Genomic DNA, 19,942 nt, shown 5'->3' on the forward strand with positions numbered 1-19,942 from the left:
CCACTCACACTAACGACACGCCCGGCAAAAGACACACAAAATGTTACTTAACCCTAAAAAGCGAAAGTGGAGCCAGAATACCGACTCCACTCGCCTAAGTTTGGTAGTTACTGACCGATACGCACGTATTCAGGATTACCGTAAACCTGCTGAACCCTCACGGATTCGCCAGGGCGCGGAGAGTGCACCATCTTGCCTTCGCCGAGATAGACGCCAACGTGGCCGCCGTAGTAAACGATGTCGCCTGCTTGGGCTTCCCCGGCGGAAACGTGCTTGCCAGAAGAGCCTTGAGCCCACGAAGTACGGGGCAGGGCAATCCCGGCCTGGTTGTAAACGTAACCAACGAAACCGGAGCAATCAAAGCCATTGGGCGTGGTTCCGCCATAGACGTAGGGCACACCCTGGTAACGCAGGGCAATGTCAGCGATAGAACCGCCGGCGATATTAGCCGGGATGGAAATCGGAGCGGCCGAAACCGCGGCGCGTCCGGCAGTGCGATTAGCAGTGCCGTGATTGTTATTAGCACGCTGAGCCTGCGCCTGCTGTTGCTGAGCCGGTACCTCGACCTGACCCTCAGTCCACGCCACGTTCTCAGGAGCGGTGACCACCGGGTTAGCGGCAACCGCGAGATGCGCCTGCGCAACGGCGTCGCCTACCTGAGCGGAAACCGGCACTTTGGCCTGGGAAGGGGTGTCCGCGCCTTCTGGAGCAGCAATAGCTGAACCAGCCCATACGGTGCCCAGCGCCAAACCGGCGGAGGCTGCGGCTACAAACCCTTTCTTTCCATCGATGTTTTTCAAAGAATCTAAAGGTGTGACAGGCTTAGTTGCGGCGCGATGCCGAGCCCGAGAAGTGGTGTTAGCCAACTTTGTCCCTTTCCTTGAAGGCCTGATTTCAAGTTCAGGTTCCGGACGGTTCGACCCGTCCTAAGAACGTGCTTACAACACTACACCATTGAATTTCAAATGTCACATTTGGATAACAATTCCCGGTGATTTTGACAAGATTTGGGCAATTTTTGCCTATAGCTTTATGAAAAAATGCTTGAAGAGATCGCGTGGAATCGCCACGGCCGGCAGGTCTTTTTCGCTACTTTTCCCTTTGTTTTCAAGGAAAAGTGTCGCAACCTCAGCGCCGTCGTCAAACCTGAGCGTAACCTTAGAGCCAGGTAACATTTTGGCTTCACTTAATTTCTTAAGAATTCCCTCACAGGCTTGTACCGGCTCTCCGATTCTCCCGATTTGTACCGCTCCGCCGTCAGGGTGACGACGCCAGAACGAATCCAGGGTAGCTCCCTCGACTGTGGGGTTATAGCTCTTATAGTTCTTAACTCGGCGGGGGATCGGATTGCCATAGGGATCATAGTCCGGCATTTGCAGCAGCGCCAGCAACAGGGACTCGACTTTCTCACTCATGACGTGTTCCCAACGGCAGGCTTCATCGTGGGCTTCGTCCCAAGGCAAGCCGATAACGTCGGTCAAGAGCCGTTCTGCCAGCCTGTGTTTGCGAATAACCTCGGTGGCATCGCGCAACCCCTGTTCAGTCAGCGTAATTTTTCGATCGTCTTCCAGACTCAGCAGTCGGTCACGCTCCATGCGGGATATGGTCTGGCTGACCGTTGGCCCTGAATGGCCCAATCTCTCCACGATTCGGGCTCGCAACGGAGCCACTCCGTCTTCCATCATCTCGTAGATGACTTTCAGATACATTTCCGTGGTATCGACCAGTTCACTCATTCGTGTGATTCTTTCTGCATCGTGACTTCTCAACAACAATCAGTTTTTTCGCCGCTAAGAACTCCCTCTAATTTATCAAAATTCTTAACTAGCGGGCACCTCTCCGGTCAGGTTCTTTACTCCGGCTAATTTTCCCGGTCTCTTTCTCTATTCTTCACAAGAGTCTTGGGTCGGGTTCCCGCGGATTGTTCGGCCTGATAGGGGTGGTGGCATAATCGAAACGTGAGTGAATATGCGAACCTAAAGATTCCCGCCGAACTTTTGCCCAAAGACGGCCGTTTTGGCTGTGGACCCACCCTGATTCGTCGTGAGCAGCTGGAGCATTTGGGTCATTCGACCCTCATGGGAACGTCTCACCGTCAACCTCCGGTTAAGAATCTGGTGGCTGACTGTATCTCGCGGATGCGTACCCTTTTCGAGGTTCCCGCCGATTACACGGTGGCTCTCGGCAACGGCGGAGCCACCACTTTCTGGGCCGCCGCCACGGCGTCTTTGGTTCGCCACCAGGCCGCCCACGCCGTCTTTGGTTCTTTCGGTGAAAAGTTCGCCAAAGAGACTTCGGGGGCACCCTTCCTTGAGGAATCACTCATCACCAAGGCCGAGTTGGGCGACTCTACCCTCCCGCAGCCCAGTGAGCAGGCCGATGTTTACGCTTGGCCGCAACAGGAAACCTCTACCGGGGCGATCGCGCCGGTGAAACGCCTGGGCCACGCCGATCAGCTGGTACTGATTGACGCAACTTCCATCGCCGGTTCCGTGCCGGTCAATCTAGCCCAGACTGATGCATACTATTTTTCCCTACAAAAGGCTCTGGGGTCAGACGGCGGACTGTGGTTCGCTTTCCTCTCTCCCCAAGCAGTGGAACGTGCCGCTGAGATAACCGAAAACCCTTCCGCAGGTCGCTGGATTCCCGCAATTTTGAACTTGCAAACTGCGGTGGCAAATTCTGTAAAGAACCAGACTTTGAATACGCCGGCTATCGCCACGTTGGAACTGCTGCACTCCCAGTTGCAGTGGTTGGACAGACTCGGCGGGCTCCAGGCGGCGCAACAGCGGGTTCGGGCCAGCTCGGAGGCGATTTATACGTGGGCACAAGCTCAGTCTTTCGCTTCTCCCTTTGTCTCAGACCCCGCAAAGCGCTCCCCGGTTGTTTCTACCGTAGAGTTTGATGCCTCCGTTGATACTGCGGCTCTGCTCCAGATCCTGCGCGACAACGGCATCGTTGACCTCAGTCCTTACCGCGCAGTAGGCCGCAACCAGTTGCGTATCGGAACTTTCCCCTCTACTGACCCCGCCGACACGGCCGCACTGCTGGCCTGTCTCGACTACGTTATCGAACGCCTGTAGCGACAATAAATGGTAAAAGACCCGACCAAGGTCTTGGCCGGGTCTTTTACGTCAGAACTCAGTTAGGCAAAGAGAGCCTGAATGGGTCCCAAGGCAAAGTAGATAACGAACAAAATGCCCACCACCCACATCAGCGGGTGAATCTCTTTGAACTTACCGCGCGACAATTTCATGATGATGAAAGCGATGCAGCCAAACCCGATACCAGCGGTAATCGAGTAAGAGAACGGCATCATGGCGATAGCCAGGAAGGCTGGAATCGCATTCTCAGCGTTCTTCCAATCAATGTCCGCCACCTGCGTCATCATCAGGAATCCCACAAAGACCAGGGCGGTTGACGCGGCTTCTGCCGGCACCAGCTCTACTAGCGGGGCAAAGAACATGGACAGCAGGAAACATACCCCGACCACGACCGAGGACAAACCGGTACGGGCTCCTGCGCCTACGCCGGAGGTGGACTCCACGTAGGAGGTGTTCGAGGAAACGCCGCCCAAACCGCCGGCCATGGCAGCGAGGGAGTCCACGAGCAGAATCTGGAGAGTACGCGGCGGGTTACCTTTCTCATCGAGCAAACCGCCGGCTGCGCCGACTCCGACCATCGTGCCCATCGTGTCAAAGAAGTCCGCCAGCATCAGGGAGAAAATCAGCAGCAGCACGGAAATTACCGGGAGCTTAGTGAACGCCCCAAAGAAGTCAATCTGGCCGAAGGTGGCGAAATCAGGAAGCTGCACGGGCGAGCCCTGCAAAGCAGGAATGTTCTTGGTCCAGCCAGTTTCGTTGACGACCTTGCCGGTCTCATCAGTCATCAGCGGAATCTTGACAATCGCTTGGATAATGACTGCGAAAACGGAAGACACTACAATCCCGATGAGAATGGCGGCCTGAACCTTGCGAATGTAGAGAACCAAAATGACCACAAAACCGATGAGGAACACGACCATCGGCCAGCCCGCGAAGGATCCTCCGATACCGAGCTGAACCGGAGTGCCTCCCGGACGGACAACTCCTGCGTTGATGAGGCCTACCAACGCGATGAATAAACCAATACCGACCGAGATAGCGACTTTCAGCTGGCTGGGTACGGCGTTAAAGACAGCCTCCCGGAAACCGGTGACCACCAGCAGCGTAATGACGACGCCCTCCCAAAAGATGAGTCCCATCGCTTCGCCGTAGGATAGCCCGAAGGGACCGAGCACCAGGGTGAAAGACACCATCGCGTTCAGCCCCATACCAGCCGCCAGAGCCAAGGGGAAGTTTGCTACCAGCCCCATCAAGATGGTCATCAAGCCGCCGACCAGGGCAGTTCCCGCCGCAATAGAGGCAGGGGTGACACTTTCAGCTCCACCGGCGCTGGCGGCCGCAATCAGGATGGAGGGATTGACGACCAGGATGTAAGCCATCGCAAAGAAGGTCACCAGGCCGCCGCGGATTTCTTGCCTTACGGAAGATTTACGCTTGGAGAGTTCGAAAAAACCATCAAGTTCTCCGCTGGTGCGGGTGAAACCAGTAGTGGTTTTCTTACCGGATTTGTTTGCAGTTTTCGTTGTATTATTGCTCACCGTTTAACGCTAGTCGTTTCCCTGACAATAAGCCAAAACGCAACGTCACGGGCTTATGCGTCCGCAGCTTTTCCCGAAAGGGTAATCTCATCCGGATCAAGTTCCTGCAAGGATTTGTCGTCCAAGAAGGTTCGCCCCACCGGCAACGTACTCGGTGTCAGATCCGCATCGGTTTCTGAATGCGCCCCACAAGTGTGGTCCATCGCCACCACGTGTCCGTCGTCAGGACTCCACGCGTTGGTGCACAAGCCAAACTCCAGCCGCAACGAACCACTAACTTTCCACAGGTAACCGCAGGTAGAGCAGGGATTCTCCGGTGGATTACCGTGACGATCCAGTTCGGTTCGGGAATGCACGTCACGCAGCCAGCGTTTTACCGCCGCATTGCGACCTTCCCGATTCAACACCCGTTTGCGCCCCAGTCCCAGTTCCCACAGGGCCAGCTGGTCAGCGTCCTCGCCGGTAGCTTCATATCCCTGGTCGAGGTTCGGGTCGTCCGGATCGTAGGGAGTCCGGTCTTTTCGCCCCAGGTCGCCGGGCTCCAACCGCTGTGACCACGGTATCCACGGGGGTGCCAGCAAGGCGCCCTCGGCAGGTAGCAGGTCTGTTTCACACACTGTCCCAATCCGCCCATGCGGAACCCGGGTCAAGCTGACAGCCCACACCCAGCCCTTGTACCCCGGTTTCAGGCACTCGAAAAAGTGCGTCACCAGACGTTCGCCGGTGGCTTCCACCCGCAAGTGTTCCCCGACCTCTTCATCTTTCGTGATAGATTTCAGGGCCTTGCGGGCCAGGTCGGACTGTTTGGCCAGCACTGAATCGGGCTCCGGGTCCCCGGCTGACTTAGTCGTTTGTGTTTGTTTCCGAGCCATCAACAGCTCCTTCGTGTCACTTCTTGGTCTGGTTTCATTCTTTCGGCAGGCGTTTAGGCTTCAAAAGACTGCGCTACGATTTTCAGCATCTTGGCAATCTGCTTGCCGTTTTCAGGATACTTTCCCCGCCGCAGGCTTCCCGAGGCGTCGTCGAGAATCCGAATGAGATCCTCCACAATAGGAACCATATCGGCAGCTTTCTTGCGCTGCGCTTTGGCTACGGAAGGAAGTTTTTCCACCACGGTCACATTCATGGCTTGGCGGCCGCGTTTGCCGTCAACGACCGAGTATTCGACCTTGGTGCCGGGATGCAAATCCACCACGTCCTCGGGCAGAGCCGAGGCGTGTAGGAACACCTCTTCACCGTCGGCTCCGGCCACAAACCCGAAGCCTTTGACAGCGTCGTACCATTTCACTTTCCCGCTCGGCACTTGTCCTCCTCTAAAATTTTGGTTCACTTACCGCTCAAATCTAACGATTGCGGCAAAAATTTCAACCCAACCAGTCTAACTGCAAGCCCCAGCTGAGATAAAGTTATAGGTAACGTTTGTTGTGTTCGAAAGAAAGTAGCAAAGTTACTGTGTTTTCAAGAGTTCGTTTTATAGCGGCAGGTTTCGTTCTGCTGATGGCGGGGTTCGCTCCAGCGAACTTCGCTCAAGCTTTTCCCGCTATCCAGCCCGCGGCCGATCCCCTGGATATTTCCAGCAACCAGATTTACGACCCCGATAACAAACTGGGTGATGACGGCATCTATCAGGTAAAAAGTTCCATCGAGGCCGCCAAGAATTTTAATATGTCGGTCTATATCGTTATCGTTCCCGATTTCGGTGAGCTCTCTCCTCGTGAATGGAACGAGAAAACGATGCAGCTATCGCACTTGGAGGCCAATTCCTACCTGCTCTCTATCGCCTACAACCCTGATGAGAACGGTTCGGGAGAGATTGCGGCCTCTTCCACCGCGGGTTCGGCTATCAATAGTGCCCAGGCCGGAGACCGGGCTATGCAGGTTTTGCCTTACCAGTTGAGCAACGGTGAATACGCTTCGGGCGTGAGTTCTTTCGTTCAGCAGTTAATGGATCTGGCTATGTCAGCAGGCTCCGGCTCCGCGGCTCCTGCGGGTGATACCGATGTATCAGGACGTTCCACCAGTAATTGGTTCATCCTTATGCTCATTTTGGCGATGCTGGTGGCGGTGGCTTTGGCTATCGCAATTTATCGGCGGAATTCCTACAACACCGCAGCCAAGCCTCACGACACCGTCGACTTTGACGCGGTCGAGAGCGCCGACCATGACAGCGAATTCGAAGGTAGCGAGGCGTTTGCCTCCGGGGAGCCAGCCGAAACCCAGCTGCAAGCCAACGTCGCGCAGCCCGTTCCTCCCATCGGCACTCCTGATTTTGTAGCGGCTGCCCCCGGGGCAGTTCCGGCTGATGTCTATGGAGCGGGGGCGCCGCTGGAAGACTACCAGCCCGAAACCCCGGTCTATCCAGAGCCGGAAATGCTATTTGACGAAGCGGCTGCCGCAGAAAACGAAGCCAACTTTGAACGCGGACTTAGCGCCTTGAACGACTTGAACAATTCCATTTTTGCGGCCACCGAAGACCTGCACGCCTCCGTACAAGCCTTCGGAGAGGCGGAAACCAGCAGCTTCGCCGCTACCCTGGAATCCTCCCGCGACCAGGCTAATGCCTTGATGAACTGGCTGGCGGGAGCCGACGTGGTCAACCGTGAGGAAGCTGGGCAACTTGAGGATTCGGCTCGCCAGGTTAAGCAGGCTCTGTCTGCCGAAGTGCTGGAATTCACGAAACGCCGCTATCACCCCGACCAGGTTGAGGCTTCCCTCAATCGGTTGGCAGCTTCCTGGAACCGGGCGCGGAAGTCTCTGGCCCAGGTCGAGACGGTGGAACGGCAGCTGGAAGTCGACTATCCGCAAGCGAATTTGGGTCATGCCAGCGCGAACCTCAGTCAGTCAAAGCGGTTGTTAAAGGCAGCCTACAAAGGCATCTTGTCCGGGCAAAAGTGCCTGCAGGAAGGCGATTCCAAGACTGCAATCCGTTACGCGCGCGGTTCTGAACGGGCTATCACCCAGACCGAATTCGCCCTGGAACACATCACGAAACTCGGCGCCTTCTTGTCCCAAACCAGAGAACACCTATCCACGATGCTGGAAAGGCTGAATGCGGACGTGCAAACCATCCGGACTTACGACCCCGAGGCGAACGGGCAGGAAATTGCCATCACGCTACGGACTATGGAAAAAGCCCGCAAGGCTCTGGCCGGAGAGGGCGACCCCATTGTGGCCCTGAGCAAACTCTGCGGTCTGCAAGCAAATCTGTTTAATGTCTATGGCACTTCGGTTCTGGCGCAAGAATTGGCTCAGTTGCAAAATCAGTTCCCGCTGCGTCTGGCATGGGAGCAACAGCATCTGGAGCTGCTACGCACGAATATCATGTTGCGCCGCAAGAGCATCGACCCGCAGATAGAAGTGGAATTGTCTCGCTGCGAGCAGCTCATCGCCCAGGCGCGAGAGAAGCTTCCGCAAGAACCGCTCATAGGGATGACAATGCTCTCTACCAGCGCAGAGATGCTGGTTCAGTTAGGCAGTGGGATTCCAGTAGCCTTCCCTACGCCGGCTAAATAGTTTGAGAGCAGTTTTGACCCGGCTCCCGGGTCAAAACTGTTTTTTAGGAAAAGTTATCTGACTGACGGCACGGCTAAAAAAGTTGTAAACTACTGAGACGTTTTGAAAATTCCGGGATAGCTTTCGGAAATCTCGGCTGTTCAAATTGTGAAAATTTAAAGAAAACACCATAAGCAAAGAAAAACTCAATGAAGCTGCAAATTCCTGAAGAAGAAACAACTTACCTTCTGGTCGATGGAGAGAACATCGACGCCACCCTGGGGTTGAGTGTCTTGGGACGCCGCCCTGACCCTGACGAACGCCCCCGCTGGGATCGGGTTCGCGACTACGTCTCGGAGACCTTTCCCGGCCAAACCAAAGGGCTGTTCTTTTTGAACGCGTCTGCCCATATGCCCATGACGTTTGTCCAAGCCTTGTTAGCGATGGATTATCAGCCGATTCCCCTCACCTCCGAAGGGGACGAAAAGGTCGTTGACGTGGGAATTCAGCGCACCTTAGAGGCCATTGACAAACAAGAATACGGAAATGTGGTATTAGTTTCTCACGATGGGGATTTTGAGCCTCAACTGCGTAGTCTGCTGCATAACGACCACGACGTTACGGTCGTGGGATTTGAAGAATTCCTCTCTGGCGAGCTGCGCACTCTGGAGGAAAACGGTCTAAAAATCGTCGATTTAGAGCGCGAAATTCACGCTTTCAACGCACCGTTGCCCCGCATCGGAGCCATCGAACTGAGCGAATTTGCCCCGGAAGATTTTATTTAATCGCCGCTAATCGCTCTCGGCGTAAACGCTGCAGCCCGGGAATTTCCGGTACTGCCAACGGAAGGGTCGCGCCCAAAGCACGTGCTAACAACAAGTCCGCCAGCTGCGGGTTACGCGCTAAACACGGTCCGTGCATATAGGTCGCAATGATAGAACCCTGCACGCAGCCTTCCACCGCTCTTCCGTCCTCTGCAGCCCGATAGCCATCAGGAATCTCCCGACTGACTTCGCGTCCCGCCTGTACCCCGGCTTGTGCGCTAACACCGTCAGCCAGGCCAGGAGCCACCCCGGGCTGACCGTTGCCGGTTCCATAAGTCACGAATCCCAACGGAAAAGCGTCCCCACCTAAGAGCGTTGCGCCCCCATGGTTCTCAAAACCGGTCAGGGGCTCGGTCAGCTCGCGCGACAACTGTAAACCGCTCGCGGAACTGACCAATTCTCCAATAGCCCGAGCCCCTTGCGGCAAGGTCACCACGTCGAGCAGCCCTGCACCTTCGGTGCGTTTGCCTTCCGCGTCCGTATACCAGGTTCCCAAGACCTGGAAAGCGGCACATATGGCCAGGACGGGCTTCCCATTTTGTACCGCGCGTTCCAATCCGCGGTCCGTCAGTAGGCGGCGCGAGGCAATGGTTTGAGCGATATCTTCCCCGCCGCCCAAAGTATAGATATCCAAATCATCAGGGATGGCATCAGTGCAGCTCACACGGATAATTTCAGATTGGTAACCCAATAATTTGGCTCGATGCGCCAGCACCACCGCGTTGCCACTGTCCCCGTAGGTACCCAAGACCTCGGGCATCAGCACCCCGATACGTAACGTTGATTCACTCACCGCAACCACCCCTGTGCTACAAATTCGGCCCGTGCGTCACGGAAACTTGTGTAATTCAACAACATATCGACTTCGCCGGGGTCAGCCATCTCGATAGCTTCCGAAACCGTCGGAGCCCAGCGCGTCTCGATGCCCGCATAGTTCAAACGTACCTGCAAGTCTGCGCCGCGTTCGCCGGTGGCCACTACAGTTTTCCCGCTCAGCGCCTCGAAGTTCACATCCCACAGCCAACTCAGGTCGGTCCCGTCGGCGATTTGGCCATTAACTCCCACAATGATTCCAGCCTGCGGATTGAGCATCGTCAAGGATTCCATCCACCCGGCCGGGTTCTTTGCCAAAAGCATCCGAATGTGGCGTCCTTGCACGCTAAAACTCGCGTAGCGACCCGCCACATCTCTCACTCTGGCGATACCTGCGGCAGCATCTTGCGCCTCTATTCCCAGTAGCCTCGCCGCGACGAAAGCCTGCAGGGCGTTACCGCGGTTGGCTCTACCAGGGAGCCGCACCGTCGCGGTCGTTTCCTGCCCGCTGCCGGTATCTACCAGCCGCACGGGGTCACCGGCTTGGAAACTCTCGGCTTTCCAAATCCACTTCGGGTTGGGCCGGGCGAAATCTGACTGAGTCGGGGGCCTGTCCCAAGGCACCTCATTGGCCAACAATTCCTCGACCGGAACCGAGCGCCACAATACTTCTTGATCCAGACCGGAAGCCAATTCACGAGGTTCGTCAGTCGGCGTATCCGGTTTGTCAGGGGAATAAATTATCGCTCCGCCGGTTCGAGGTGCCGTCAGCGAGTCTCCACTCCAGCCTTTGCCTGCCGCGACCCAGACGGGGTGCGCACTATCCCAGGCTGCCGAGGTCATTAGGGGGTCGTCCACATTGGCAACCACGTAGGCCTGCGGATTTTCATCGATTGCAGCGCGAATGCGCTTTTCAATGACCGCAATTTCCCCGACCCGATCCAGTTGGTCACGCGAGAGATTCAACAACACTATGACCCGCGGACAGGTCGCTTTTGCGACAAGTTCCAAGTGCATTTCATCAATTTCTAAAATCGCTACTCTAGCGTGCAAATTCGACATCAACGCCGTGACGACGCCGGGAGGCATATTGTCCCCGCCACGGTTTGAGGCTACAGCTAAGCCACCCTCCGAGACCGCTTCACTGAGCATTCGCGTAGTCGTGGTTTTTCCGTTAGTGCCCGTTACGAGGGCGATAAGTCGGTGTTCCGCCAAATGCTCCAGAATCTGGGGCTGCAGCCGCAGCGCCACCCGACCCCCAATCATGCCCCCGCTGCCGCGTCCGGTAACTCGGGACAGCCACGCTGCGCATCTGCCCGCCCTTAATGCCACAGAATCACGAAAATTTAGTCGGCCTTTCCAAGATAAGACCGATAGACTGTCTACGTCTGAGGAAGAAACGGATGAACTCACAAAACAATTCTAAGGGCAATAATGAAAAACAACCTCATGCAATTCTGCATATTGTCTAATGTTAACATGGAAATCTATTGATATAACAGCAAATTCTATGTTATGTAATAACTTTTTACGCAATGCTATGGGCGAAGATGTCGAAGGAGAATGTCATGCAGCAAATCGTCATACTCGGCGGCGGCACTGCCGGTTCAACCATCGCTAATCGCTTGCACAGGGAACTCCCACCCAACGAATACAGAGTCACGGTGGTGGACCGTGACAATAGCCATCACTACCAGCCGGGATACTTATTCCTTCCTTTTGGTATGTATAAGCCCCGCAGCATAGTGAAGCCTCGTTCGCGTTTCCTACCGAAAGGCGTACGTTTTCTTATGGACACCATCAAACGGGTCGATCCAGTCACTAAAACAGTGGAGCTGGGAAGTCAGACCATCTCTTACCATTACCTCATCATTGCCACGGGCTGCACCACCCGTCCTGACCAAGTGCCGGGAATGAACGATCCTAGGGTTTGGCGTAAATCCGTCTATGATTTTTATAGCTTTGGCGGTGCCGTTCGCTTACACCAGGCCATGCAACAGTTCAAACAGGGCCATCTGGTCGTTCACATCTCAGAGATGCCCATCAAGTGTCCCGTGGCTCCGTTGGAATTCGCGCTTTTGGCTGATTGGTTCTTTTTTATGCGTCACCGTCGCTTAGACATCGATATTACTTTCGTCACCCCCCTGGACGGCGCTTTCACCAAACCGGTAGCTAAAGCACAACTTGGGGACTTGTTACGCCATCGTGATATCGAGGTGGAAACCGACTTTAACGTCGAGTACATCGACCCGAAAAACAAAGTTCTAATGGGCTACGATGGGCGGGCAATCCCTTTTGATTTGCTGGTGACAACCCCTCCGATTATGGGTCAGCAATACATTGCTGATTCTGGCTTAGGCGATGAATCCAACTATGTTTCCGTGGATAAGCACACGCTGCAATCCACCGCCTACCCCGATATTTTCGTACTGGGAGATGCGGGGAATTTGCCAACTTCCAAAGCGGGAGCAGCGATTCATTTCCAGGCCAAGACTTTCGTGCCAAATTTCATCAACTACATGCGTGGCAAGCCCATGACGGAATCTTTCGACGGACACACCAACTGCTTTATTGAATCAGGATTTCACAAGGCGCTGTTGCTCGACTTTAACTATGACGTTCAGCCTGTAACGGGCAAGTTCCCTATCCCCTATGTGGGTCCTTTGCGCCTGTTGAAAGAATCACGTCTCAATCACATGGCTAAAATGGGGTTCTACCTCGCATATTGGGGTCTCTTAATACGCGGTCTTCCGTTACTGCTACCTCGTGATATGCCTAAAGCCGGCAAGGATTTTGCACGATGGGGCTTGCGGGACGATGGTGTCACTGCCCTTCCCCCGAAACCGCGTCGAAAAGCGCCCTCTTTTCCACAGGTTCGGATTCCTCGAGTCAAGGTGGCTCCTCCAGTTCCACTAGCGTCTGAACCCTCCACGTTGAATCCAGAACCGCCAGTTTTCGCCACAAGAGGCCAACTTCCCGTACTGCATCAAGTCAATGGCATACCTATTGACGTGACCGATGAGGGTTTCATGATTCGTCCTGAACAGTGGAATGACGAAGTAGCCAAGGGGTTGGCGGCGGCTTTGCACTTAGAGCTCGACGATACGGCTTGGGAAGTGGTGCGTTTTGTCCGCCACGAATTCGAGCAGCACGGTGTCTCTCCTACCTTGGGACGGATTGCTAAAGTTGGTGGGTTCGAGGTTAAAACCGTGTTTGAAATTTTCGGAGCCAAGCCTGCGAAAAAGCTAGCTTTCATCGCTGGGGCTCCGAAACCGGTGGGGTGCGTGTAAAAACGAACCAAACTAGCAAATCTAACCCACGAACCTTCTGAGCGACGAAACAGAAAATCAGGAACAAGGATTATGACTCAAGCACATGAAACACCCACAAATGCCGACGCGGCGCAAGACGCAGACGAAATCACTTACGTAAACCGCAAGATGGCGTTTATCTGCTCCAAAGGCAACCTCGATATGGCCTATCCCGCCTTGATTATGGCTCACTCCGCTCTCAATGCAGGTGTCCACGTGGATATATTCTTTACATTCTGGGGGTTGGACTTAATCAATAAACGTACGATGGATCGGCTCAAGTTCACCGTGCAAGGCAACACCGCCATGCACATTCCCGCGCTAGAAAAATATTATCCCGGATTGGGGGATATGCATTTTTCTCCTTCATTAGGAATACTTCCGGGCATGACGAAACTTTCCACTTGGTACCTGAAAAATGAACTGCAAAAAAACGAAATTCCACCAGTACGAGACATGATTGAACAAATTGCTCAGTTGGGGGCGGATCTGTGGGCCTGTAAACTTTCGGCGGACATGATGAAGCTGACTCCTCGTCATCTGCACAAGTCCGTCAGGGGGATAGTCGATGCCGGTACCTTCATCGAACTGTCTGAAGGGTCGCAGATTATCTTCATCTAAGTTTCGCCTTCCCGGGTAGGTTCCCCCGTCACCAGTGCGGTAAAGTGGCTTGGTACCCTTTGTTCTGAGAGGTGGGCTATGCCAAAGATATGCGTAATAGGAGCGTCGGCGATGGGCACGGCACTCTGCCGGCCCCTCGTAGACACGGGCTGGGACGTAGCCATGTGGGGAACCGAATACGACGATGCCGTCCTGGATGCTTACGCTCTGGGGCAAACTCACCCGGCGATTCACGTGCCTCTGGCCCCCCAGGTTAAGACCTATCGCGCTAAACACCTCGACGCGGCGGTGAAAGGCGCGGAAGTCCTGGCCGTTTGTGTCGCTGCCGTGGGTTTACCTGACATCACGAAACGCTTGGCGCCCTACTTTAGTCGCGTAAGGGCGGTCTGGGTGCTGACGAAAGGCTTTATTAAGGACGAGGCGGGCGAGGTTTATTTGCTGGCTGAGGCGATGGCAAAGATAGCCGCCGAAAACGGAGCCGAGCTACCAACCTTGGTGTCCATAGGGGGGCCGGTTATTGCCCGCCAATGCGCGCTGAGCGAACCCACCGCAACAGTGTATGCCTGTCAGGATTTAGGAGCCGCGGTTCACTATGCCCGAGCGGTACGCACTGATTATTACCGCGCCTTTCCTACTGAGGACACGACCGGGGTTGAAGTCCTGGCTCCTTTGAAAAACAGCTACGCCATTGCTTTGGGCGTGACCGAGGGCATCCAGGAGTCAACCGGATCTCCGCAATCCAACTTGCGCGCCGCGGTGTTCGCCCAGGCAATTCGCGAAATGTCCTTGGTCTGCGAGGCTTTGGGAGGACGCCAGGAATCTGCCATTGGGCTGGCCGGAGTGGGCGACCTGGAAGTTACCGGCATTTCGGGGCGCAATAAGTTCTTTGGAATGCGGCTGGGACGCGGCGAGCGTCCGGCCGAAGCCGAAGCCCAGATGAAGGCCGCGGGGCATACGGTCGAAGGGGTGTACTCCACACCCTTGGCGGTAAAACTCATTGAACAGCGCTGCCCGCAGCTATTGGACGAGCTGCCTTTGCTGCGCGCCGTGGACGAAGCGATTAGTGGCGAAGTAGACATTCGTAAGATTCTGGTCTCGGCGGCACTGCCCGCCTACCCCGCGGATATTTTCGCGACCCAGCAACAAAGCAGTTGGAACTCAGACTGGAACCCTGTCGACACCGGCCATTCGTGGGGACTAGCGAAGCTGGTCAACCACTTTAAAAATAGGTTGAGCCAGGAGTGAGACTCTCAACAGTACACACCACGGCACAAATCTCATTAGAATTCTTAACGAATTCGGAGGTGAAATCCTAAGGCGGTGAGACTTGGCATGAAAAACGTGGTGATTATAGGCGGAGGAACCGGCGGTACAGTCACGGCAAACTCGCTGGTGCGCCGCCTGGATAGTAAAGAGTTCCGAATCACCGTCATCGACTATTCCGCCCGGCATTATTACCAGCCCGGTTTTGTCTCACTGACCTTAGGGAAAGTTCCCAACCCGCTACTGTGGCGGTGGCGTCGGCAAACCTTCCTCCCCGGTATCCGGTTCCTGCAGGATAAAGTCACCGCGGTCGATCCGGTAGCGAAAACAGTCTCCACTCAGACCAAGCAAATTTCCTACGATTACCTGATTTTGGCGACAGGTTGCGAATGCCGTCCCGAGCTGGTCGAAGGAATGGCACAGGGAACCGTCCTGAACACCGGGATTTATTCCTTTTATACTTTGGCTTGGGCACGTCGCTTGCGCCGAGCACTGCAGACTTTCGACCACGGCCGTTTGGTCGTGCATATCTCTGAATTCCCTATCCGCTGCCCGGTCGCTCCGATTGAGTTTGCCCTTAAAGCCGACCACTATTTCTTTGAACACCGAGTTCGCGATGATATCAATATTAAAATTGTTACCCCGCAATCCCAGGTTTTTGAGCAGCCCGTGGCTGCCCGGAATCTTTCTAACCTCTTGCGCCTGCGCGACATCGAGGTCCAGCCTGATTTCGTGGTGCGACATATCGATGCGGAAGAAAAACGGATGTATGCCTATGACGGGAAGGTCGTTGATTACGACATGCTGGTGACCATTCCCCCCATGCGTGGTCAGCAGTTCATCGTGGATTCCGAACTGGGCGATGAAATGGGATTCGTTCATCCTGATCTGGAAACCTTGCAGCATCGTGAATATCCGGATATTTTTGTCATTGGTGACACTGCCGATTTACCGACTTCCAAAGCTGGTTCCGCAAGTGTATACCAATCTAGGGTATTAGTTTCTAACTTGCTTGATTACATGGCTGGTAGGCCGATGATTCGCCATTACGACGGCCACGCCATGTGCATCGTTGACACAGGCTACAACAAGTCCACCGTGATAGACCGTTCCTACACAGTACCAGCAGTAACGGGCAAATGGATTTTCCCCTATCTGGGGCCTATGTCCCTGCTGAAACAGACCCGGATGAACCACCTCATAAAGCGGTTCATGTTCGTGTTCTATAGTGTGCTCATGGTGGGCCTGCGGATTTTCGATAGATTTTCTCATATACAGCTTTTAGGTAAGGAATTTAGTCGGTGGGGTCTGCGGCCTGATGGCACCACTCCGCTCAATACCCCGGATCTTTCCCAAGACTCTACGAGTTTCATCGCTCCCACTTGGAAACGCCGCCCCAACGCCTGTCTCGCGGCGGCATTTTCCACGAAAGTTTTGGAAATCCCGGTTCTCCACGAAGCCGGCGGAGTTCACATCGACGTGGACTCGGAAGGTTTCATGACCAATCCGAATCAGTGGACTCACGAAATCGGTGCCGACCTGGCTAGGGCTATTAAATTAGAGATGACGCCCCGGCACTGGGAAGTCATCGAATTCGCCCGGGAAAGTTTCGCAAAATATCAAGTCAGTCCCTCGTTGAGACGTTTCGAAATGGCGGGAGACTTCCCGATTTCCGAACTATTCGAGCTTTTCCCCTTTAAACCGGGTAAGCTCATCGCCTACGTGTCCGGAATTCCCAAACCGGTAGGCTGTATCTAGGTTCCGTAGGAGAGTGAAGTGATGGACAAATCCCCAACTGATTTCTTTGACAAGGATTTCTGGCACGTTTCGGAGCCCTTGCTGCACGTGGATCAGCGCAAGATGGCCTTTATCTGTTCCAAAGGTAACCTTGACATGGCTTACCCGGCACTGATTATGTCGATCGCGGCTCTCACGGACAAAATCGACGTCAATATTTTCTTTACTTTCTGGGGCCTAGACATTGTCACGAAACGCACCATGGACTCCCTGAAGTTCACCATGCAGGGAAACACGGCTCTGCACTTTCCCTATCTGGAAAAAATCCGCCCCGGATGGGGTAAACGCTATATGCCTCCCAGCTTGGGAAATCTGCCGGGTGCCACTCACCTTGCCACCTGGTACATGAACAAAATGATGGAAAAGAACGGCATTCCCCCCGTGCGTGATTTGTTAGAGCAGATAGTAGAGATGGGCGGTCATCTGTGGGGATGCAAAATGACCGTGGATCTCATGGAGCTGCGCCAGAACATGATGTTTAAAGGGGTTTCCGGAATCATCACCGCCCCTGACTTCATCAAAAAATCGGAAGGCGCCCAAATTATCTTCATATGACCCCGTTTTCTGGCACGCTGTCTCAAGCCGGGATTGTCAATCACGACGCCTAGGGGTGAAAGATTAGCGGACTAGGAGGCAAATTTTCAGGTCTCCAGCTCGCCGCGGCTTGCTTGAGAATTTCTTTCGTGGGGCGGGTCAACAGTTGTGTCGCGTCAGTTTTCGCGGTCTGCCACCCCAGCGTTTCCAAGGCACGCAAAAGAATCTGTTGGTCAGACCACCCCTGGGAGTTCAGTTCGGGACGCGTCACCGATTTATCTCGCTTGGCCAGGCGCTGTCCCAACGTATTCATGACCAACGGCACATGGGCATAGACTGCGGGGCGACCTCCCAAGGTTTCGGTGAGCCAGGCCTGCACCGGAGCGCTGGAGGCCAAATCAGACCCCCGCACAATTTGATCCACGCCTTGATTGATGTCGTCCACCACCACGACCAGCTGATAAGCCCAATCCCCATCGGTACGCCGCAACACGAAATCGTGGAGCAAACCGGTCAGCGGCCCCAACAGGGAATCGTGTACCGTATATTCCACTCCTTGCGGGGCTCGTAGCCGCAAGGCAGGTTTGCGGCCTTGCGCTGCCAGTGCGGCCCGTTTTTCCGCTCGTTCAGAATCACTCAAATCCCGGCAGATTCCCGGATAAATCCCGGGTTTCCCATGCGGGGCGCTGGCCGCTGCCGAGATGTCTGCCCGCGAACAGTAGCATTCGTAAACCAAACCCTTTTGTACCAGCTGTTCCAAAGCGGCTTGATACAATCCCCCACGTTGCGACTGGTAAACAACCTCCCCATCGCTCTGCAGACCCAACGCCGTCAAGTCCTCCAGGGCTTGGGCGGCAAAAGCAGGACGGGAACGTCCGGTGTCGATGTCTTCTATTCGCACCAAGAACTTGCGTCCGCTGGATTTAGCAAACAGGTAGGCTGCCACCGCGGTGCGCAGATTCCCGAAATGCATGACTCCCGACGGGCTGGGAGCAAACCGGCCGAAGCCACTTTGACTCACACTACACCCGCTTGACCAGCGGGAACGTGATAGTTTCGCGGATTCCTGCCCCCGTCAAAGTCATCAGCAAACGGTCGAGGCCCATTCCCATCCCGCCAGCAGGAGGCATCCCCTGCTCCATCGAAATGAGGAAGTCCTCATCCACTTCCATGGCTTCCGGATCTCCGTTGGCGGCATCCAAAGCCTGCTGTTCAAAACGCGCCCGCTGTACCACCGGGTCGTTCAACTCGGAATATCCGGTGGCAACTTCAAAGCCGCGAATCATCAAATCCCACTTTTGCACCTGGCCGGGCTTGTCAGGGTGGGTCTTCACCAGAGGCGAGGTGTCCTCGGGGAAATCGCAGACAAAAGTGGGTTCCCACAATTTGTCGCCAATGAGTTCTTCCCACAGGACTTCCACGATTTTCCCGGAGGTATAGTAGGGTTCCAGCTCAATGCCGAGCCGATCCGCCAAAGTTACCAAGGCGTCCTTCGGGGTGCGCACCGTGACTTCCTGACCCAGCGCCTCAGACAGGGAACCATAGAGGTCAATCCACTTCCATTCCCCGGATAGATCGAACTGGGTACCATCGTTCAAGGTCACGACTTCGGAGCCAAACACGTCCCGGGCACAGCGCTGAATCATCTCTCGGGTCAGGTCCGCAATCTGGTGGTAGTCACCGTAAGCGCAATACACCTCTATCATGGTGAATTCCGGAGAATGCGAAGAATCTGCGCCTTCGTTACGGAAGTTCCGGTTGATTTCAAAAACCTTGTCTATTCCGCCAATCAGGCAGCGCTTCAAAAACAGCTCCGGGGCGATACGCAGGTAAAGCTCCGTGTCATAGGCGTTCATGTGGGTCACAAAAGGACGGGCGGCAGCCCCGCCGTGCAAATTTTGCAACATGGGGGTTTCTACCTCGAGGTAGTCGTGCTCATCCAGGTAGCGGCGCAGCGTCTGCACCACACGAGAGCGGTTACGCACCATGTCGCGGGCAGCGGGGCGCATAATCATATCCAGGTCACGCCGGCGAACCCGCATATCTTCACTCAAAGAGACTTCTTCGCCGGCTTCATTAATGTATGACTTCGGCAAGGGACGCAGCGCTTTACAGGTCAGCTGCCAAGAGTCCACGAAAATGGACAGCTCTCCGCGTTTAGAACTGATCACCCGACCGTGGACAAACAGGTGATCGCCCAGGTCGACCTCTGCCTTATAGGCGGACATCGATTCCGGGCCAACCTCACGTTCACTGACCATTATCTGAATGGTGGAGCCGTTACCCTCTTGCAAAGTAGCGAAAGCCAGCTTGCCGCTGGAACGCATCAGCCGAACCCGCCCGGCCAAGCCGACGTAATCTTCGGTTTCTTCCCCCGTCTGCAAATCCGAATACTTCTCACGAACTTCGGAAATGGTGGCGGAAATATCCACGTGTACCGGGTAGGGGGTCCTGCCTTCGGCCAGCATCTTGGCGCGTTTTTCCGCACGGATTCGAATTTGTTCAGGAGCCTCGGCCGCGTACGTCTCATCGTCGCCCGCCGCAAGCGCTGGGTTTACGTTCTCAGTTTTGTTTTTGTTTTCAGCCACCGTCCTAGTTTAGACCATTACGCGGGAGTGTTGTTCCGCAAGGGTTTTACCCCTGTC

The 19,942-nt window shown here is 54.9% G+C and carries 17 protein-coding genes; 8 read left to right on the plus strand and 9 right to left on the minus strand.

Going from position 1 to position 19,942, the window contains the following annotated elements:
• Positions 1 to 107: 107 nt before the first annotated feature.
• The gene (locus RQ935_RS06780; RefSeq protein WP_311497718.1) at positions 108 to 866 is read right to left on the minus strand and encodes an NlpC/P60 family protein; all 759 of its coding nucleotides are present in this window, start codon (positions 864 to 866) and stop codon (positions 108 to 110) included.
• A gap of 156 nt (positions 867 to 1,022) precedes the next feature.
• The gene (locus RQ935_RS06785; protein ID WP_311497719.1) at positions 1,023 to 1,736 is read right to left on the minus strand and encodes a metal-dependent transcriptional regulator; all 714 of its coding nucleotides are present in this window, start codon (positions 1,734 to 1,736) and stop codon (positions 1,023 to 1,025) included.
• Between the two features lie 222 nt (positions 1,737 to 1,958).
• On the opposite strand from RQ935_RS06785, the gene serC reads away from it, so the two are divergent.
• A complete protein-coding gene (serC, locus tag RQ935_RS06790) occupies positions 1,959 to 3,083 on the plus strand; it encodes a phosphoserine transaminase (protein WP_311497720.1) in 1,125 nt (374 codons plus the stop codon).
• Between the two features lie 62 nt (positions 3,084 to 3,145).
• Here serC and RQ935_RS06795 read toward each other — a convergent pair whose 3' ends face one another.
• The 3 genes from RQ935_RS06795 to RQ935_RS06805 are packed head-to-tail and all read right to left on the minus strand — an operon-like array spanning position 3,146 to position 5,945.
• Positions 3,146 to 4,642: an NCS2 family permease gene (locus RQ935_RS06795; RefSeq protein ID WP_311497721.1), complete on the minus strand. Its 1,497-nt coding sequence runs from the start codon at positions 4,640 to 4,642 to the stop codon at positions 3,146 to 3,148.
• A gap of 53 nt (positions 4,643 to 4,695) precedes the next feature.
• A complete protein-coding gene (locus RQ935_RS06800) occupies positions 4,696 to 5,514 on the minus strand; it encodes a DUF3027 domain-containing protein (RefSeq protein ID WP_311497722.1) in 819 nt (272 codons plus the stop codon).
• Positions 5,515 to 5,567: 53 nt separating this feature from the next.
• A complete protein-coding gene (locus RQ935_RS06805) occupies positions 5,568 to 5,945 on the minus strand; it encodes a cold shock domain-containing protein (protein WP_311497723.1) in 378 nt (125 codons plus the stop codon).
• A gap of 194 nt (positions 5,946 to 6,139) precedes the next feature.
• On the opposite strand from RQ935_RS06805, the gene RQ935_RS06810 reads away from it, so the two are divergent.
• Positions 6,140 to 8,155, plus strand: a complete 2,016-nt coding sequence (locus tag RQ935_RS06810) for a TPM domain-containing protein (protein ID WP_399532214.1) — start codon at positions 6,140 to 6,142, stop codon at positions 8,153 to 8,155.
• A gap of 188 nt (positions 8,156 to 8,343) precedes the next feature.
• Positions 8,344 to 8,919 (plus strand): NYN domain-containing protein, encoded by a 576-nt coding sequence (locus RQ935_RS06815; protein ID WP_311497725.1) that lies wholly within the window; start codon positions 8,344 to 8,346, stop codon positions 8,917 to 8,919.
• On the opposite strand, the gene RQ935_RS06820 is transcribed toward RQ935_RS06815, so the two are convergent.
• Both RQ935_RS06820 and RQ935_RS06825 read right to left on the minus strand, forming a co-directional pair.
• Positions 8,912 to 9,751 (minus strand): glutamine amidotransferase, encoded by an 840-nt coding sequence (locus RQ935_RS06820; RefSeq protein WP_311497726.1) that lies wholly within the window; start codon positions 9,749 to 9,751, stop codon positions 8,912 to 8,914. The genes RQ935_RS06815 and RQ935_RS06820 overlap by 8 nt on opposite strands.
• Entirely contained in the window at positions 9,748 to 11,184 is a 1,437-nt protein-coding gene (locus RQ935_RS06825) for a MurT ligase domain-containing protein (protein ID WP_399532181.1), read from the minus strand. The genes RQ935_RS06820 and RQ935_RS06825 overlap by 4 nt, the downstream gene beginning before the upstream one ends.
• Positions 11,185 to 11,339: 155 nt before the next feature.
• On the opposite strand from RQ935_RS06825, the gene RQ935_RS06830 reads away from it, so the two are divergent.
• From RQ935_RS06830 to RQ935_RS06850, 5 genes are all read left to right on the plus strand, one after another.
• On the plus strand, positions 11,340 to 13,061 hold the full coding sequence (locus RQ935_RS06830; protein WP_311497727.1) for a TusE/DsrC/DsvC family sulfur relay protein: 1,722 nt from the start codon (positions 11,340 to 11,342) through the stop codon (positions 13,059 to 13,061).
• Between the two features lie 72 nt (positions 13,062 to 13,133).
• On the plus strand, positions 13,134 to 13,703 hold the full coding sequence (locus tag RQ935_RS06835) for a DsrE/DsrF/DrsH-like family protein (protein WP_297723979.1): 570 nt from the start codon (positions 13,134 to 13,136) through the stop codon (positions 13,701 to 13,703).
• 111 nt (positions 13,704 to 13,814) lie between these two features.
• Positions 13,815 to 14,948: an NAD(P)H-dependent glycerol-3-phosphate dehydrogenase gene (locus RQ935_RS06840; protein WP_399532184.1), complete on the plus strand. Its 1,134-nt coding sequence runs from the start codon at positions 13,815 to 13,817 to the stop codon at positions 14,946 to 14,948.
• An 87-nt stretch (positions 14,949 to 15,035) separates the two neighbouring features.
• Entirely contained in the window at positions 15,036 to 16,724 is a 1,689-nt protein-coding gene (locus tag RQ935_RS06845) for a TusE/DsrC/DsvC family sulfur relay protein (protein WP_311497729.1), read from the plus strand.
• 21 nt (positions 16,725 to 16,745) lie between these two features.
• A complete protein-coding gene (locus tag RQ935_RS06850; RefSeq protein WP_311497730.1) occupies positions 16,746 to 17,318 on the plus strand; it encodes a DsrE/DsrF/DrsH-like family protein in 573 nt (190 codons plus the stop codon).
• Positions 17,319 to 17,367: 49 nt separating this feature from the next.
• On the opposite strand, the gene gluQRS is transcribed toward RQ935_RS06850, so the two are convergent.
• Positions 17,368 to 18,318, minus strand: a complete 951-nt coding sequence (gene gluQRS, locus RQ935_RS06855) for a tRNA glutamyl-Q(34) synthetase GluQRS (protein ID WP_311497731.1) — start codon at positions 18,316 to 18,318, stop codon at positions 17,368 to 17,370.
• A 1-nt stretch (position 18,319) separates the two neighbouring features.
• On the minus strand, positions 18,320 to 19,885 hold the full coding sequence (gene lysS / locus RQ935_RS06860; protein WP_311497732.1) for a lysine--tRNA ligase: 1,566 nt from the start codon (positions 19,883 to 19,885) through the stop codon (positions 18,320 to 18,322).
• Between the last annotated feature and the right edge of the window lie 57 nt (positions 19,886 to 19,942).

Origin of the sequence: uncultured Mobiluncus sp., from assembly GCF_963511525.1 — a bacterium.
Classification (GTDB): Bacteria; Actinomycetota; Actinomycetes; order Actinomycetales; family Actinomycetaceae; genus Mobiluncus.